This is a genomic window from Streptomyces sp. NPDC001796 (assembly GCF_042892355.1).
Taxonomy (GTDB): Bacteria; Actinomycetota; Actinomycetes; order Streptomycetales; family Streptomycetaceae; genus Streptomyces.
Genome location: NZ_JBIAUC010000008.1, coordinates 43,091 through 57,730 on the forward strand (window position 1 = coordinate 43,091; position 14,640 = coordinate 57,730).

The 14,640-nt window shown below is 73.2% G+C and carries 9 protein-coding genes; 6 read left to right on the forward strand and 3 right to left on the reverse strand.

Features of this window, described 5'->3' with window-relative positions; genetic code table 11:
* Positions 1–60 precede the first annotated feature (60 nt).
* Positions 61–540, reverse strand: coding sequence for an SRPBCC family protein (locus tag ACFYZE_RS18250; protein WP_388994548.1), 480 nt, complete (start codon positions 538–540; stop codon positions 61–63).
* A gap of 179 nt (positions 541–719) precedes the next feature.
* Between ACFYZE_RS18250 and ACFYZE_RS18255 the strand changes: the two genes are divergently transcribed.
* Both ACFYZE_RS18255 and ACFYZE_RS18260 read left to right on the forward strand, forming a co-directional pair.
* Positions 720–1,901, forward strand: a complete 1,182-nt coding sequence (locus ACFYZE_RS18255; RefSeq protein WP_388994551.1) for a PP2C family protein-serine/threonine phosphatase — start codon at positions 720–722, stop codon at positions 1,899–1,901.
* A gap of 176 nt (positions 1,902–2,077) precedes the next feature.
* A complete protein-coding gene (locus tag ACFYZE_RS18260; protein ID WP_388994553.1) occupies positions 2,078–3,742 on the forward strand; it encodes an alkaline phosphatase family protein in 1,665 nt (554 codons plus the stop codon).
* Positions 3,743–4,134: 392 nt separating this feature from the next.
* Here ACFYZE_RS18260 and ACFYZE_RS18265 read toward each other — a convergent pair whose 3' ends face one another.
* The gene (locus ACFYZE_RS18265) at positions 4,135–4,518 is read right to left on the reverse strand and encodes a hypothetical protein (protein ID WP_388994556.1); all 384 of its coding nucleotides are present in this window, start codon (positions 4,516–4,518) and stop codon (positions 4,135–4,137) included.
* A 186-nt stretch (positions 4,519–4,704) separates the two neighbouring features.
* Here ACFYZE_RS18265 and ACFYZE_RS18270 point away from each other — a divergent pair, with 186 nt between their 5' ends.
* Entirely contained in the window at positions 4,705–9,108 is a 4,404-nt protein-coding gene (locus ACFYZE_RS18270) for an HAD-IC family P-type ATPase (protein ID WP_388994559.1), read from the forward strand.
* 310 nt (positions 9,109–9,418) lie between these two features.
* On the forward strand, positions 9,419–10,861 hold the full coding sequence (locus tag ACFYZE_RS18275; protein ID WP_388994562.1) for an NlpC/P60 family protein: 1,443 nt from the start codon (positions 9,419–9,421) through the stop codon (positions 10,859–10,861).
* Positions 10,862–10,879: 18 nt separating this feature from the next.
* Here the strand turns inward: ACFYZE_RS18275 and ACFYZE_RS18280 are convergent, their stop codons facing one another.
* On the reverse strand, positions 10,880–11,938 hold the full coding sequence (locus tag ACFYZE_RS18280; RefSeq protein ID WP_388994564.1) for an NAD-dependent epimerase/dehydratase family protein: 1,059 nt from the start codon (positions 11,936–11,938) through the stop codon (positions 10,880–10,882).
* A 122-nt stretch (positions 11,939–12,060) separates the two neighbouring features.
* Here ACFYZE_RS18280 and ACFYZE_RS18285 point away from each other — a divergent pair, with 122 nt between their 5' ends.
* Together ACFYZE_RS18285 and ACFYZE_RS18290 are read left to right on the forward strand one after the other, a co-directional pair.
* Positions 12,061–13,164 carry a PP2C family protein-serine/threonine phosphatase gene (locus tag ACFYZE_RS18285; protein WP_388994566.1) on the forward strand — a complete coding sequence of 368 codons (1,104 nt, stop codon included), beginning with the start codon at positions 12,061–12,063 and terminating at the stop codon, positions 13,162–13,164.
* Between the two features lie 104 nt (positions 13,165–13,268).
* On the forward strand, positions 13,269–14,633 hold the full coding sequence (locus ACFYZE_RS18290; RefSeq protein ID WP_388994569.1) for an FAD-dependent oxidoreductase: 1,365 nt from the start codon (positions 13,269–13,271) through the stop codon (positions 14,631–14,633).
* Positions 14,634–14,640: the final 7 nt, after the last annotated feature.

Here is a 14,640-nt window from a genome sequence, read left to right on the forward strand (position 1 = left end):
GCACACGAAGCGCCCCGGCCGCCCGGGGAGGCGGCCGAGGCGCTCCGGGGTTGGACGGTGTCAGCTGGACGGGCCACCGACGTCACCGGGCTGGATGCGCCCGCGCCAGGCGCCGGACTCGCGGCCATGCTGCTCGATGAACTCCTTGAAGCGACGCATGTCTCCCTTGACGCGCCGGTCGATCACTCCCAGCATGTCCGCGGTCTTCTCCGCGGCTCCACCGGGTTCGACGTCCATCACGAGCTCCACGCGCGTGTGGGTGTCGTCCAGGCGCTGGAAGCGGACTGAACCCTTCTGCCGGGTGTCGCCGCTGGTGGTACGCCAGGTGATCCGCTCGTCGGGGAGCTGGTCGACGATCTCGGTGTCGAACTCCCGCCGCACTCCGCCGATCTTGGTGGTCCAGTGGTTGTGGCGGTCGTCGAGCTGCGTGACCTCCTCGACGCCCTCCATGAAGTTCGGGAACTCCTCGAACTGCGTCCACTGGTTGTACGCCGTGCGAACCGGAACTTCGACTTCCACCGTTTCCTTGACCGTGCTCATCCGCGCCTCCTTCTCACTGATCGACCGCAGCGGGGTGTCGGCCCGCCGCATGGATCTCGGCACATTGCGGCGGGTACCCAGGGTCCGTCCGTTTACAGCTGCGGGACGACATCGGTGCGCGGGGCGAGGTGAGCGGCACGCGGTGGCCGCCCGACCGACGGCGAGGCAGGGTGGAAGGCATGAGCCCCCGCCTGGGCCTCGCCGGCCTGCGGCAGCAGTGGCATTCGAGCCATGCGCTGCTGCTCCTTCCGATCGCGCTCATCGTGGTGATCACGGTCGCGGACATCCACTCCCCCGCGAACATCCATCTGGGACCGGCGCTGGTGATCGCCCCGGCGCTCACCCTGTCGTTCGCCGGCCCCCGGCTGACCGGCCTCGTCGGGGCGCTGGCGGTGGCGGCACAGTTCCTCATCGCCGTTCTGCACGGCGGGCTGACCACCACCAACCACGTCGTGCAGCTGGTCACTCTGGCGGTGCTGTCCACGCTGACCGTGATCTACGGCGCGATCCGCGAGCGGCGACGCGCGCAGCTGGCACAGGTCAGATCCGTGGCCGAGGCGGCGCAGCACGTCCTGCTGTGGCCGTTGCCGGAGCAGATCGGCCCCCTGAGGGTCGCCTGCCTGTACCTGGCCGCCGAGGACGAGGCACAGATCGGCGGCGACCTGTACGCGGCGACCCGCACCGACGCCGCGGTGCGCGTTCTGATCGGCGATGTGCGCGGCAAGGGCCTGTCCGCGATCGGCGAGGCCGCCCTGTTGCTCGGCGCGTTCCGGGAGTCCTCCCACCGGCAGGCCTCCCTGCTGGAGCTGGCCGCCTCCCTGGAACAGAGCGTGACCCGGTACCTCGCCGACTTCGAACCCCCCGAGGAGGTCGGGGAACGGTTCGCCACCGCCCTGCTGATGGAGATCTCCGATGCGGACCCGATGACGCGGATGACCAGCTGCGGGCACCCCCCGCCGCTGCTGCTCAGTCCCGGGCATGTCGTCACCGCGCCGAGCCTGCACCCCGCTCCCCCCATGGGCATCGGCGGGCGGCCGGCGGGCTACACGCTGGACGTGTTCTCCTTCGAGCCCGGTGACACCCTCCTGCTGTACACCGACGGTGTGATCGAGGCGCGGGATGCCCACAACCGCTTCTATCCGCTGGCGGAACGCGTCGCCCAGTGGACGCAGACCGGCCCCGAGACCCTGCTGCACCACGTCCGGCGCGACCTCCTCGCCCATGCCGGCGGACGCCTCGACGACGACGCCGCTCTCATCGCCCTGCAGCGCGCCCCGGTCACCCACCGGGGCGGCCTGCACGAGCGGATCGTCCATGCCGACGGCTTCCGTCACCGCCCGGGACCGCGGACGGACGGGTGAAGGGCCGCGCGTCTGCAGGGCCCGCCCGGCCATCTCCCCTCGCCGCTTTGCGCGCACCGTTGCGTTTCTTGGGCTGGGCACGGTGCGGAAGTCCCCTTCCGTACACGTTCTCCCCCTCCGATATCGGTGCACGGTCCGCAGACTTCCCCGTGCCCCGTACAGCTCGAGGAGAACCCTTGTTCAGACGTCCTGCCCGTCCCGTCACGGCGGTCGCCGCCGCACTCGCCGCCGTGGGTGCGCTCACCGCCACGGCCACCGCGCCCGCCTCGGCACACGCCCCCGTCGCCCGCGCGGGCGCCGCGGCCCGGCATGTCCTGCTGCTGTCGGTCGACGGCCTGCACCAGTCCGACCTGGCCTGGTACGTCGCCCACCACCCCGACTCGGCGCTCGCACGGCTCGCCACGGGCGGTGTGGAGTACACCCACGCGAGGACCACCGTCCCCTCCGACTCGTTCCCCGGCATGATCGGCCAGCTCACGGGCGGGAATCCGGGCACCACGGGCGTCTACTACGACGACACCTACAGCAACGCCCTCCTGCCGGCCGGGACCACCGGCTGCACGGGTGCCAAGCCCGGCGCCGAAGTCGACCTCACCGAGGACCTCGACCGGAACAAGGACTCCCTGGACGCCGGACAGGGGCTCGCGGGACTGCCCGGCGGCATCCTGAACATGACCGGTGACGCCCGCTCGCTGATCGACCCGTCGAAGCTGCCGGTCGACCCGAAGACGTGCAAGCCCGTCTACCCGCACAGCTACCTGAAGGTGAACACGGTCTTCGAGGTGGCCCGCAGGGCGGGGCTGCGCACCGCCTGGTCCGACAAGCACGTGGCGTACGAGATTCTGGACGGGCCCTCCGGCACCGGTGTCCAGGACCTGTTCGCCCCCGAGATCAACAGCGCGGCGACCGGCTATCCGGCGGGCGACGACTGGACCAAGGACAACGCGGCGACCGAGCAGTACGACGACTACAAGGTGCGGGCCGTCCTCAACGAGATCGACGGCTACGACCACAGCCGCACGCACAAGGTGGGCACCCCTGCGGTCTTCGGCATGAACTTCCAGTCCGTGTCGACCGCCCAGAAGCTGCCCGGCTCCGACGGTCTGACGGGTGGTTACCTGGCGAAGGGGGTGCCCGGCCCGCTTCTGGTGAAGAACCTGGCGTTCGTCGACAAGGAGGTCGGGGCGTTCCTCGCGGAACTGCGCAAGAGGCACCTGGACGGCAGTACGACGGTCATCCTGTCGGCCAAGCACGGGCAGTCGCCGACCGATCCGAAGGCGCTGATGCGGATCGACGACGGCCCGCTCCTCGACGGCCTGAACGCCGCGTGGAAGGCCGCGCATCCGGGCGCCGGCGACCTGGTCGCGCACGCCGTGGACGATGACGCGATGCTCCTGTGGCTCACCGACCGGTCCACGGCCGCGACCGACTTCGCCAAGGCGTACCTGCTCGCCCGGTCCGGCACCGGCAACGGGATCGACGGCACGGCCAAGCCCTTCACCGCGAGCGGGCTGAAGACGCTGTACGCCGGCGCGGCGGCCGCCCGGTACTTCCACGTGCGGCCGGGCGACGCGCGTGTGCCGGACCTGTTCGGCATCACGCAGTACGGCGTCGTGTACACCGGCGGCAAGGGCAAGATCGCCGAGCACGGGGGCGCCCACGCCGACGACCTGGACGTGCCGCTCGTCGTCTTCGGCGCCGGTGCCCCACAGGGTGTGCGGGTCGGCGGCTCGGTGGAGACCACGCAGATCGCGCCGACGATCCTGCGGCTGCTCGGGTTGAACCCCGAGGCCCTGGACGCGGTACGCGTCGAACACACCCGCGTCCTGCCGACGCGCTGACCGGGACCGGGCGGGGTCGCGGTGTCCGCGGCCCCGCTCGCGGGGCGTTTTCCATTTGTTCACCCAAGCGACATCGGAAGTGCCCCTCTATGGCGCCCATCGCCATGGAAAGGCCTGCATTGTCGGATATCGGACATCCGCATCCGAGCACAGAAAGTCGAAACCGACATGGGCCAGATTCTTGTAGCCGTGGCGACGAAGATCGGCGCCGCGCTGGCCGAGGCGCTCATCCTGCGCCTCGCGTGGCAGCTGTGGGCCGCGTACGCACGGCGTCAGCGCACGGCCACCGCACCGGCCGCCGCCTGAGACACGACGACCGCCACGGCCCGCCGCCGACCCACGCCGGCGCCCGGCGGCGGTGTCCGCCGCCGGGCGCCGGGGGCCGGGTCGCCTCAGGCCGTCCTCCTCACCGAGGCACGGCTCCCGCCGTTGTGCCCGACCGCCGTTTCGGCGCCCCGTTCACGCGTCCTGCCGCCCCGCAGCAGCCAGGTGGCTCCGCCGACGGCCACCGCCACCGGCCATTCCAGAGCCCCCGCGACCGCCATCGCGGTCAGCCCCCCGTAGAACACGAGGTCCTTGCCGGACGGTGCGCCGGGCATCCGCGACGTCGCCTCCTTGGCGGTGCTGGTCAGGTCGTCCCTCGTGATGTACGGAATCCTCAGCGAGGGGTGCACCGTACGTGTGTGAAGGTGCAGGCCACCGCCCTCGTGCGCATGGGTTTCCGCCGGCTGCCTCCGGGTCTCTTCCTGCGGTGTCGTCGCCGCTGTTCTGGCCATCCCCCTGTCCTCCTCTCACGGAGTCGGTGTGGTGTGCCACTTCAATTCTCGCGCGCTCCGCGCGGCATGCGCTCTGCGATCCGGTGGAAATAGGAGGTTTGTCAACATTCCGGTTGAAGTCGGCGGTTTGCGGCTACTCGTGTCGTGCGGAGCGGGTGTCGGACCGCGGGGAGCGGGTGATGCGCTGTGGCACTGCCGGGACGGCGACTGCTGCGGTCCGTCATGTCCTCCGCCACCGCCTCTCTGTGGGACGGCACACGCAAACGGGTGCGCCGCTTCGAGGGGCGTCTCCACATCGCCGTACGCGGCCTGAGCCAGGGTGACCTGCCCCATGCCTCGGCGGTGAAGCTGGCCGAGGAGGTGGAGCGACGGCTCACCGGGCTGCCGGGCGTGGCCTGGGCCGTGGCGAACACCGTGCTGGGGCATTGCGTGGTCGGCACGGACGACTCCTTCGACCCCGAAGAGCTGGTGCCGGCCCTGATCGATGCGGTAGAGGAGGTGGAGGAGGCCCACGGACTCGAGCACCCGCTGCCCGACCATCCGGCCTCCGGCCGTACCACCCGGCGAGCGGCCCTGGCCGTGGCGGTGCAGGTGGCGGCCGCCCCCCTGGCCGCCGTGACGGGCCTGGCCCGCCGGGCGCCGCTCCCGTCGTGGGTCACGGCTGTCATCCCGCTCGTCGACGTCCACCCGAGGCTTCGGGGGGCGGTGGACCGGGCGATCGGCACCGACAACGCCAATCTGCTGCTGCCCCTCCTCTCGGCGGTGGGCCATGCGGGCTCCGGAGGTGTGGTCGGGGTCGTCGTGGACACCGTCCGGCACACCCTGCGGGCACTGGAGGCGCACGCGGAAGCCGCCTCCTGGGCCGCGGCCGAGCCGCGCCTGGCCGGCAGTCCCGCGACCGGGTCCCATGGCCCGATGCCCGACCCACCGCCGCATGAGACGCCGCTGCGGCCGGGGCCGGTCGAGCGCTACGCCGACCAGGCCGCCCTGGTGGCGGCGGCGTCGTTCACCGGATCGCTGCTGGTCACCCGGCGCCCGGCCAGGGCCGCCGGAGGTGCCCTCGCGGCCATCCCCAAGGCACCGCTGCTGGCCCGCGAAGGCTTCGCCTGCGCCCTCGGCCGGGGCCTGGCCCACAGGGGCGTTCTCGTGGCGGACTCCGGCGCGCTGCGCCGGCTGGACCGTATCGGCACCGTGCTCCTCGACACCGGCGTGCTGGTCACCGGGACCCATGTGCTGGCCGATCTGGTGCCCCTCGACGACGACGCGCCCGTGGGCGACCTCGCCGCGCGGGCCCACCGTCTCTTCGACGGCTCCGCGCCCGAGAAGCCGGCCCATGACGGTGAATGGGCCCTGGGCCCGGTCGAGCGGCTGTCCCTGCAGGGGCGCACCGGAGCGCGCGAGCGGGAGCGGATGCACCGCGACGGGGCACGGCTCGTGCTGGGGCTGGCACACGGGCGGCGGCTGATCGCCGTGATCAGTGCGGTGCCGCAGATGCACGAGGCCGCCGGCGCCTTCGTCCCCGCGGCGCATGCCGCCAGGCTGCGGGTCGTGGTCGCCGGGGCGCACACCGCCGACCCGGCCGCACGCGAGGCCGACGCGGCGCGCGCGGCGGACGAACGACCGGTGGACTGCGTACGGGACCTCCAGCGTGACGGAGAAGGGGTGCTGCTGATCTCCCGGGACCGGGAGGCCCTGAGCGCGGCCGATGTCGGCGTCGGCGTCGTCGGCCCGGAGGGGTCGCCGCCCTGGGGCGCGCATCTGTACGTGGACGCCGATCCGGCGGCGGCCGTCGTCATCGTGCGGGCCTGCCGCGGTGCCCGCGACAGTGCGCGGCGCGGGGTCCGGATCGCCGAGGCGGCCGCCGCCGTCGGCGCGACGGCGGCGCTGGCCGGGCGGTCGGGGCGACCCGCGGCGCGCGGCGTGACGGCCTTCAACGCGGCGGGCGCCCTCGCCACCTGGACCGGAGTCTGGTCGGCCGTACGACTGCTGCGGCGTCCCTCGCCGGTGACCGCCGCGTCCCGCGGCCCCTGGCACGCGATGGACCCGGGCACCGTCCTCGAGCGGACCGGGAGCGCCGAGGCGGGGCTGACCGACGAGGAGGCGCAGGCGCGGGGCACCGCACCCGGCGAGCGGGCCCCCACGTCGTCGCCCGTGCGGGCGTACCTCACCGAGATGGCCAACCCGCTCACGCCCGTCCTCGGTGCCGGGGCGGCCATGTCGGCGTCGGTGGGCGCCGTCCTCGACGCCGTCGTCATCGTGGCGGTCACCGCCGTGTCCGGACTCGTCGGCGGGTTCCAGCGCTACCGGACCGACCGGGCGGTGGCCCGGCTGCGCCGTGAGTCGGGCGTGATGGCCCGGGTGCTGCGGGACGAGCGGGAGACCACCGTGCCCGCCCAGCAGCTGGTCGTGGGCGATGTCGTCGTGCTGAGCGCCGGCGATGTCGTACCCGCGGACGCGCGCCTGCTGGAGGCGCACCACCTGGAGACCGACGAGTCGGCGCTCACCGGCGAGTCGTTGCCGGTGGCCAAGGCCGTCGCGCCCGTGCTGGCCTCGGACGTGGCGGAGCGCACGTCCATGGTGTACGAGGGCACCACCGTCGCGGCCGGCCGCTGCCGCGCGGTCGTCGTCGCGACCGGTACGGCGACGGAGGCGAGCCGGGCCGCGGTGATGGGCCGGGGGGCGGCGGCGCCCGCCGTCGGGGTGGAGCGCAGGCTGGCACGGATCACCCGCAGCACACTGCCCGTGGCCCTCGGCTCGGCCGCCGCGGTGATGGTGGCCGGAACACTGCGCGGGCGCTCGACGCGGGAGACGGTGGGCGCGGGTGTGGGCCTGGCCGTGGCCAGTGTCCCGGAGGGACTGCCGTTCCTGGTGTCCGCGGCCCAACTCGCCTCCGCCCGCAGGCTTTCCGTACGGGGCGCCCTGGTCAGGGATCCCCGTACGATCGAGGCGGCCGGCCGTACCGACGTCCTGTGCTTCGACAAGACCGGAACCCTCACTCACGGGCGGATCTCCCTCGTCGCCGTCTCGGCGGACGGCGAGAGCCGGCCCCTGGAATCACTCGGCGACGAGCAACGCGCCGTCCTCGCCGCCGCGTTGCGGGCCACCCCTCACCCGCACGGTGGCGCGGGGTTCGAGCACGCAACGGACGGGGCCGTCACCGCCGGCGCGGAGGAGGCGCACGTGCGACGGACGACGGACGTGCCCGGCTGGCGGCGTGTCTCCGGCCTGCCGTTCGAGCCGAGCCGCGGCTTCCACGCCACGATGGGCCGGTTCGGGGAACGCCGGGTCCTGTCGGTGAAGGGCGCACCGGAGGAGGTCGTCGAGCGCTGCGCCACCCGTGGCGGCCGCCCGCTGGACGAGGGGGAGCGCGCGGACGTGCTCGCCGCCGGCGAGAAGCTGGCGGCCGAGGGCCACCGCATCCTCGCGGTCGCGGAGCTGCGGGACGCGGGCGGCGAGGAGCTGCGGGACGAGACGGTGCGGGGGCTGGACTTCGTCGGGTTCCTCGCCTTCGCCGACCGCGTGCGCGGCACCGCCGCCGAGGCGGTGCGCCACCTGGTGGACGCCGGGGTGCACATCGTGATGATCACCGGCGACCACCCGGGCACGGCCGGCGCGATGGCCGCCGAACTGGGCGTCCTGGACGGCAGGCGGGTGGTGACCGGCACCGAACTCGACGACCTGGACGACCGGGCGCTCGACGCCCTGCTGCCCGACGTCGGGGTCGTCGCGCGCGGTACCCCCGTGCACAAGGTGCGTGTGGTGCAGGCGTTCCAGAGACTGGGACGCACCGTCGCGATGACCGGGGACGGCGCCAACGACGCGCCCGCGATCCGGCTCGCCGACGTCGGCATCGCGTTCGGTACGCGCGCCACGCCGGCGGCGCGCGCGGCGGCCGACCTCGTGGTCACGGACGACCGGCTGGAGACGGTGCTCGCCGCGCTGGTGGAGGGCCGCGCCATGTGGGCGTCCGTGCGGCAGGCGCTGGCGATCCTGGTCGGCGGCAACCTGGGCGAGATCGCCTTCACCCTCCTCGGCGCGGCCGCCACCGGGACGTCACCCCTGACAGCCCGTCAACTCCTGCTGGTGAATCTGTTCACGGACCTGGCTCCGGCCATGGCGGTCGCCCTGCGTCCGCCGCGCCCCGAGGCCGCCGAGCGGATGCTGCACGAGGGGCCGGAGGTCTCCCTGGGCACGGCCCTGACCGAGGAGACCGTGTGCCGGGCCGTCGCCACCGCCCTCGGTGCCACCGCCGCCTGGATCGTCGCCCGGTTCACCGGCCGCGCCGCGCGCGCCCGTACGGTCGCCCTCGTCGCGCTGGTGGGCACACAGCTCGGGCAGACGCTGCTGGCCGGCGGCCGGAGCGGGGCGATCGTCGGCTCCTCCCTCGGCTCGCTGGCGGCGCTGGCGGCCGTGGTGCAGACTCCGGGGCTCAGCCAGTTCTTCGGCTGCACGCCGCTCGGCCCGCTCGCCTGGGGCATCGCGCTGTCCACCGCGGCGGCGGCGACGGTGAGTTCGCTGTTCCTGCCGCCGCTGGTCGGCCGGATCCGGACCGCGCTGCCGCTGCCGCTGCCGACCGTCGCCAGGGCGTAGACGGTAGCCGACAGAACACCTTCCGGAGCGTCAAAACGCTTTGGTGAACGACAAGATGAAAATCACACCGACGTCTCGGACATTTCGCGACCCAATCTTCACGCGAGGCACACAAGTTGGCTAGGTTGTCCGGCAGGCCGCACGACTCCCTCCGGCGAACGTCGCCGGGTCGCACGGCCTCCGCCGAGGGCACGGGCCCCAGAGCACGCCTTCCGGAGCCTCCAGCCCGAACCCTCCCCCAGCGCCCCGAACGGCCTGGGGGCGCTGCACGGCCGACCCGGCAGGCGGAGCACGGAAGGAGTACGTCCCCATGGCGCAGCGCGACTCCGAGGGGCCGAGCCGCGACGAGGTCCAGCGGCGGATCCAGAGCCTCTACGACCGGGCCGAGACCGCCACCGGGAACTTCAACGCGACCCGCGCGATGTCGACGGGCACCCGCAGGCGCACCGACCCCGTCCTCGGCAGGCAGCGCAGGCGCAGCGATCCCGCGCTCGACGACGTCGCCCGGGAGTGGTTCGACGCGGCGCGCGCGAAGCTGGGTCCGACCGTTCCGGCGGTGCTGCCGGCGGACAGGATGCCGGACGGGTCGGCCGGGGACCGGCCCGTGCTCCCGGCCAGGCGGCCGAAGAACGAACCGCCCGCCATCGAGCGGGCGAACGCGGACCGGCCGGTCCGGGAGCTGACCGCCGGACCGGCTTCCGGGCCGGACCGGACGGTCCGGGAGTTGACCGCCGGGCCGGTGGCGGAGCTGACGGCCGGTCCCAGGGCCATGGTGCCTTCCGCGCCGGCGTCGGGGCAGGAGACGCCGCGCGCCCTGCCGGGGGCTCCCGGCGAGCCGGGGCGGTCCACGCCGACCACCGCCAAGGAGCGGAGCCGGCGCAAGCTCGCCGCGGCCCGGGAGATGCTGGACCGGCATACGGCGCAACAGGGCCCGGCGGCCGGCACCTGGGGCACGCCGGAAGCGCTCGGAGACAGCGGGCAGGCGTGGCAGCGGGGGCAGACGGCCGGTGCCGCCGCGGTCCTGCCGGGCATGTCCCCGGCCGCGGACCCTGCCCTCACCGCCGCTCCTTCTTCCGTGGGCCCGTCGCCGATCGCGCCGCCCCTGGACACGTCGACCGCGCTCGCCGTGCCGGCGCCGTCGGCCACCATGCCCGCCCCGGCCACGTCACCGGCATTCGCCGTGCCGGCGCCGCCGGCCACCGCGCCCGGCCCGGCCGCCACTACCGCCTTCGCCACGGCAGCACCGCCGGCCACCGCGCCCCTCCCGACCGCCTCGACGCCGCTCACCGGTCCGGCCGCCCTCGCCGCCACGGCCCCTCTCACCGCCCCGGCGCCCGTCGCCCCCGCGCTTCCGGTCGCCGACGCCTTCGTCGGCGTGCCCGACGCGGGGTACGGCACCAAGGCCGCGAAGGCGATCGCCTTCGCCCGGGCGCAGATCGGCAAGCCGTGTGTGTGGGGTGCCACCGGGCCCGACTCCTACGACGCCTCGGGCCTGACCCAGGCCGCCTGGAAGGCCGCCGGCGTCGTGCTCCCCCGCTCCGCACCCGATCAGGCGGCCATGGGCACGCCCGTCTCCCTCACCGCTCTCCAGCCGGGGGACCTGGTGTTCCTCCATGACGGCGCCGGCCATGTCGGCATCTGCACCGGCAACGGCATGATGATCCACGCGCCGGGCCCGGGAGCCTACATCCGCGAGGAGTCCCTCCACCACGCCGGCCACTCGGCGATCCACGGGGCGGTGCGGCCCGCCTGAGGTCGGAGCGCCCCGACCTCAGTGTGCCCGGCGTTGCCGTCGCCAGGTCTCGTAGTGGTCCAGCAGCGTCTCCTCGATCGGGCGGTAGGTGATGCCCAGTTCGCGCACGCTCCTGCTGTTGTCCACGCGGAAGCGGATGCCGAGGTGCTTGCGGATGTAGTCCTGGGTCAGCCCGAAGGCCGGACCCAGGACGCGTACCGGCCAGTGCGGGAGCGCCGTGCGGGGCAGGCGCAGGTCGCGGGGGTACCGGGTGCGGATGATGCGGGACATCTCGTGGAAGGACGTCATCGTCTCGGCGGCGACGATGTACCGGCCCTTCGCCGCGGGGTGCTCCGCAGCGGCGATGTGCGCGTCGGCCACGTCGCGGACGTCGGCCGTGGTGAAACTGAAGTCGGGGGCGCCGTAGAAGAAGTAGCCCTTGAACAGCTCGTCGAGCAGGAACAGGCTGCCGGACTCCGAGGCGGGGGTCAGTGACGGGCCGAGGATCAGGCCGGGGTTGACGGACACCATGCGCCAGCGGCTCTGGGCCGCCTCCGCCGCCCAGGCCTCGCGTTCGGCGAGCGTCTTCGCGTAGTGGTAGGGGTTGTTCTCCACGGTGCTGGTGGTGTTGACGTACTTCTCGGACAGTGTCCGGTCGTCCATGGCCAGCACGTCGACGTAGTCGCCGAAGATCGCGCCCACGGTGGACGTGAGGACCAGCCGCTCGACGGTCGCGGCCCGCTCCACGCTCGCCAGCACGTTGCGGGTGCCGTCCACGGCCGGTTCGACCATGTCCCTGCGACCGTCCTTGATCTTCTCCGGCATGCGGAACGGCGACGCGACGTGGAAGACCACCCGGCAGCCGCTCATCGCCTCGTCGAAGGAGCCCCGCCGGAGCAGGTCCGCCTCGAAGAGGGTCAGCCGGCCGGGGAACTCCTGCTGGAGCCTGCGCAGCGGCAGCACCTTGGCCGGGTGCGCGGCGCTGCGCACCGTGGCGTGCACCTGATAGTCCCGCTCCAGCAGCCGTCGTACCAGATGGCTTCCGACGAATCCGCTGCCGCCGGTCACCACAGCGGTCCTCGCCCCGTCCGCGCTCACGCTGTCACCTCTCGACGCCTGCCCTGACGCATCGGACGGCGGAACGATACGCGCGGCCCGGCGCATCCACGAGACCCTGCGCCGACGTGCGGGGGGCCGCTCGGCGTAGGAGCGTTAACGGTGTGAGAAGCGTGCGTGCCGTGCCTGGGCGCCGGGAGGCGGACGGCCGGAGCTGGCTGCGCGGGGCGCCGCCCCCGCGGTCGGTGCGGGTGCTGCCGCTGGTGCTGCTGGTGATCGTGTGCGTCGCCACGCTCGTCGTCCCCGAGCCCCTGGACATCGGCTTCCTACTGGGCGCCATTCCGCCGCTCGCCGTGTTGTCCTACGGGCCGTTGACGACCGCGGTGCTCGGCGTCCTGGTCATCGCCATGCAGCACGTCCGGGTCTTCCATCTGGACCACCCCGGCAACACCGACCTGCTCACCATCAGCTTCGTGGCGCTGCTGAGCGTGTTCGTGTCGTATGTGCGCAGCCGCCGTGACGCCCAACTCGACGTCGAACGCACCGTCGCCGAGGCCGCTCAGCGCGCCGTAGCGCCCCCGCTGCCGCCGCGGGTCGGTCCGGTCCGGTGCACCGGACTGTACCGGGCCGCGCAGCGCGGGACGCTCGTCGGCGGCGACTTCTACGACGTGCGCGCGGGGCGCGCCGGGATACGGGCGGTGATGGGCGACGTACAGGGCCACGGACTGTCGGCCGTGGCGACGGTCGCGTCGCTGCTCGGCGCGTTCCGGGAGGCCGTCCTCGACCAGCCCGACCTGCTGTCGGTCGCCGCGCGACTGGACCGCAGGCTCCTGGTGGACTCGGGGGACGCCCGGCTCGGGGAGCTGTTCGCGACCGTGGTGCTGCTCGAGTTCGCCCCCGACGCCCGTACGGTACAGATCATCGTCTGCGGCAGCCCGGCGCCGGTTCTCCTTCAGGACGGCAAGGCCACGGAGGTGCCGGTCACACCTGGAACACCGCTCGGGCTCGGCCTGCCCCAGGGGGGCGAGTACGACGAGACCACCTGTCCGCTCCAGCGGGGGGACCGGCTGTTCCTGGCCTCCGACGGCATCTGGGAGGCCAGGGACTCCACCGGTGCGTTCTATCCGCTGATCGACCGGCTTCCCCGCCTCGCCGACGACGACCCCGTGGTCACGACCGAGCGCGTGTGGGCCGATCTCGTGGCACACTGCGGCAGCGTCCGCGACGACGCGACGATGCTCCTGCTGACCCCGGAGCCGAGGACATAAGTCCGCCTTATGAGGTCATAGAGCGGACCCGTGTACCAAGTAAGGATTGCCTTAGTTTAGGGTTCCCGACGAGCCGTCCATCCCCGCTCGAAGGGAACCTGATCATGCCCCGCCCCCTGCGGGTAGCCATCGTCGGAGCCGGTCCCGCCGGCATCTACGCCGCCGACGCCCTGCTGAAGTCCGAGGTGGCCGCCGAACCCGGTGTGTCCATCGACCTCTTCGAGCGGATGCCCGCCCCCTTCGGCCTCATCCGGTACGGCGTCGCCCCCGACCACCCGCGCATCAAGGGCATCGTCACGGCCCTGCACCAGGTGCTCGACAAGCCTCAGATACGCCTGTTCGGCAACGTCGCCTACCCGTCCGACATCAGCCTGGACGACCTGCGCGCCTTCTACGACGCCGTGATCTTCTCCACCGGCGCGATGGCCGACCGCCCCCTCGACATACCGGGCATCGGCCTCGACGGCTCCTACGGAGCGGCGGACTTCGTCTCCTGGTACGACGGACACCCGGACGTGCCGCGGACCTGGCCGCTGACGGCGGAGAAGGTCGCCGTGCTCGGCGTCGGCAACGTCGCACTGGACGTGGCCCGCGTCCTGGCCAAGACGGCCGACGAACTGCTGCCCACCGAGATCCCGCCGAACGTGTACGACGGGCTGAGGGCCAACCGGGCCCGGGAGATCCACGTCTTCGGCCGCCGCGGCCCGGCCCAGGCCAAGTTCAGCCCGATGGAACTGCGGGAGCTGGACCACTCCCCCTCCATCGAGGTCGTCGTCGACCCCGAGGACATCGACTACGACGAGGGCTCGATCGCGACCCGGCGCGGCAACAAGCAGGCGGACATGGTCGCCAAGACGCTGGAGAACTGGGCCATCCGCGACGTCGGCGACCGGCCGCACAAGCTGTTCCTGCACTTCTTCGAGTCCCCGGCCGAGATCCTCGGCGAGGACGGCCGGGTGGTCGGCCTGCGCACCGAGCGCACGGCCCTGGACGGCACCGGAAACGTCAAGGGCACCGGCACGTTCCGGGACTGGGACGTCACCGCCGTCTACCGTGCCGTGGGCTACCTCTCCGACCCGCTGCCGAAGCTGCCGTGGGACGTCGAGTCGGGCACGGTGCCGGACGAGGGCGGGCGGGTCGTCGAGGACAGCGGGGCACACCTGCAGTCGACGTACGTGACCGGCTGGATCCGCCGCGGTCCCGTGGGCCTCATCGGCCACACCAAGGGCGACGCCAACGAGACGGTGGCCAACCTGCTGGACGACCACGCGAACGGGCGTCTCCAAACACCGGCTTCGCCCGCCCCCGAGGCCGTGGACGCGTTCCTCGCCGAACGGAACGTCCGCTTCACCACCTGGGAGGGCTGGTACCGCCTGGACGCCGCGGAGAAGGCGCTCGGTGAACCCCAGGGCCGGGAACGCGTGAAGCTCGTCGAGCCGGAGGACATGCTCCGCGAGAGCGGCGCGTAGACGCACG